Annotated in this window: 1 protein-coding gene and 1 pseudogene; both read right to left on the bottom strand. The window is 66.9% G+C overall.

The genetic code is table 11. The annotated features are described in order from the left end of the window. Positions 1-2,286: xanthine dehydrogenase family protein molybdopterin-binding subunit (locus EOA86_RS29460; RefSeq protein WP_164892096.1), on the bottom strand; the 2,286-nt coding region annotated here is incomplete at its 3' end. Next, positions 2,283-2,774, bottom strand: a pseudogene (locus EOA86_RS29455) (FAD binding domain-containing protein); the annotation flags it as partial. The gene EOA86_RS29460 and the pseudogene EOA86_RS29455, both read right to left, overlap by 4 nt.

Raw genomic sequence — 2,774 nt, 5'->3', positions numbered from 1 at the left:
GGCGTGGAACACCGCATTGGCGATCGCAGGCGCAACGCCGACGATGCCCAGCTCGCCCACGCCCTTGCCGCCGAGCACGGAGGAATGCGGGTCGGGGATGCCGACTGAGATCACCTCGATGTCGGGAATGTCGGCATTGGTCGCGATCAGATAGTCGGCCAGGTTGTTGTTGACGATGCGGCCGTGGCGGCGGTCGACGATGCCTTCCTCCAGCAGCGCCTGGCCGATGCCCATGATGATGCCGCCCTTCCACTGGCTTTCGGCGAGCTTGGGATTGTAGAGCCGGCCCGAATCCAGCGCCGACACCACGCGCGACACGCGAACCGTGCCGAAGTCCTGGTCGACGCGCACCTCGACGAAATGCGCGCACCAGCTGTGGCGGGAATAGTCGCCCTCGGTGTGCGACAGCGCCGTCGCGATGGTCGTGTAGTTCTTGTAGCGATCCTCCGCCGTCGAGTTGGCCGGCATGGTGTCGCCCATCGCCTCAATCTGCTCGCGTCCGACGCTGGCGAGCAGCTCGGCGATGGAGACCTCAGGCCCCTCGCCGCGAGGCGACTTTATGCGGCCCTCAGCGACGACCAGCGTGTTGGCCTGCAGTGCATGGAACGGCGAATTTGGATCGCTGATCGCCAGCCCGACCAGCTGGTCGAGCGCGGCAGTCGCCGCCTTGTGCACGGCGCCGGTCATCACGCCGGCCAGCCGCGAACCGCCGGTGACGCCGGCGCGGGCATAGCGGGAGTCGCCCAGCTTCACCACGACGTTCTCAGCCGGCACGCCCACGACTTCGGCGGCGGTCTGCGCCAGGATCGTATAAGTGCCCTGCCCCATGTCGATGCTCGAGCTTTCGACCTCGACCGAGCCGTCGGCGAGGATGCGCACCATCGCCTCGCCATAGGCGCGCCGCACCGGATAGGTGCCGGCGGCAACGCCCCAGCCGATCAGCTGGTTGCCGTCGCGCATCGAGCGTGGCTCTGGCGAGCGCCTCGACCAGCCGAAGGCCTCAGCTCCCGCGGCAAAAGCCTCGCGCAGTTGTCGTGTCGACCATTGCTTTTTCGCCTCTGGATCCTGCTCGGCGTAGTTCCTGAGCCGGATTTCCAGCGGATCGATGCCGACCTCGTAAGCTAGCTCGTCGATCGCGCTTTCGATACCGAAGGCGCTCGGGTTCTCGCCCGGCGCGCGCAACGCGCCCGGCACCACGGTGTTGACCCGCACGACATTCTGCCGCGACGAGAAATTAGGCGCCGCATACATGATCGAGGTGACCGAACCGAGCGGCTCGACCCACATACCGTCGACCGAGGTCTCGTTGACGCCGCGATGGACGATCGACTGGATCTTTCCCTCGGCGTCGGCGCCGAGCGCCACCGTCTGACGTGTCGCCGCCCGCCCGCCATAGGCGGTGAAGGTCTGCGGCCTGGTGACCGCGAGCTTCACCGGCCGTCCCAGCATTTTCGCGGCCATCGCCGCCACCGCGCCATAGCCGTAGGCGAACGCCTTGGAGCCGAAGCCGCCGCCGATATAGGGCGAGACCAGGCGCACATTCTCGAACGGCACGCCGAACCATTCGGCATAGGTCCGCGCCATGCCGTCGAGCCATTGGCTGGGCTCCCACACCGTCAGCCGGTCGCCCCGCCAGTGCGCGATCAGCCCATGCGGTTCCATCGGCGCCTGGTATTCGCGCGGCGTGTTGTAGGCGGCGCAGATCCGCACCGGGGCGGCGGCGAAAGCCGCCTGCGCATCGCCCCACTCCTTCGTCATCGCGTCGATCGGAATGCCGTCGCCGGCCTTCGCATCGCTAAGGTCGACGATGGCCGGCGTCTCGTCATAGGCGACCCTGACCAGCGCTGCAGCCGCGACGGCCTGCTCGAAACTCTCGGCCACCACCGCCGCGACGTGCTGACCACTGAAGGTAATGTTGCGCGCCAGCGGACAATAGGGAACATCCGGCGGCGGCGTGCCCAGCCAGTCCGTTGCGGTGTTGAGGCGCAACGCATTGTCCGGCGTCAGCACAAGAACCACGCCCGGCGCTGCCTCGGCCGCAGCCGTGTCGATCGAACGCACCTTGCCGGCTGCAATCGTGCTCTCGACGAGAACGGCGTGGCTGAGTCCGTCAAGCTGCTGCTCGACCGCGTATTTTGCGGCGCCGGTGATCTTGGCCGGGCCATCGACGCGCGACAGCCGCCCGCCAACCTGGTCCGCGAGGACGGCGCCGTCCGATGCGTCGCCCCTCTTCGATTCGCCCCTCTTCGAATCATCGTGTCTTGTTCTCAACTCGTGAACGGTCATGCCGTTTCTCCCACTTTAAGGATGGCGCGAGCGACGACGCGCGGCGCCAGTTCGATCTTGTAATGGTTAGCACCATGGTCGACGGCCCCCTCGATGGCGAGCAGGCTGGCGCGCCTGACAGCGTCAGGCTCCAGAAGCTTGCCCCTCAGCGCCTCTTCGACGGCGCGTGCGCGCCATGCCTTTGTGGCAACGCCGCCGAGCGCCACGCGCAAATCCTTGATCGTCCTTCCGTCGGCCTCGAACTCGATGCCGACGGCGGCACTTGCGGCAGCGAATTCGTAGGATTGCCGGTCGCGGATTTTCAGATAGGTCGAGCGCTGGGCGGCAGGGGAAGCAGGAATGCTGATCGCGGTGATCACCTCACCTGGCGCGATCGCATGCTCCCTGTCGGGCGTGGCGCCCGGCAGCAGAAAAAAGTCGTCGACCGCGACCTGGCGGTCGCCGAGGTAGACTGTTGCGTCGAAGGCGACCAGCGCCGTGCCCAGATC

The sequence above is a fragment of the Mesorhizobium sp. M5C.F.Ca.IN.020.32.2.1 genome (assembly GCF_004023105.1).
Classification (GTDB): Bacteria; Pseudomonadota; Alphaproteobacteria; order Rhizobiales; family Rhizobiaceae; genus Mesorhizobium; species Mesorhizobium wenxiniae.
Note: the sequence above shows the minus strand (reverse complement) of the source record. Positions and strands in the feature narration are given on the sequence as shown.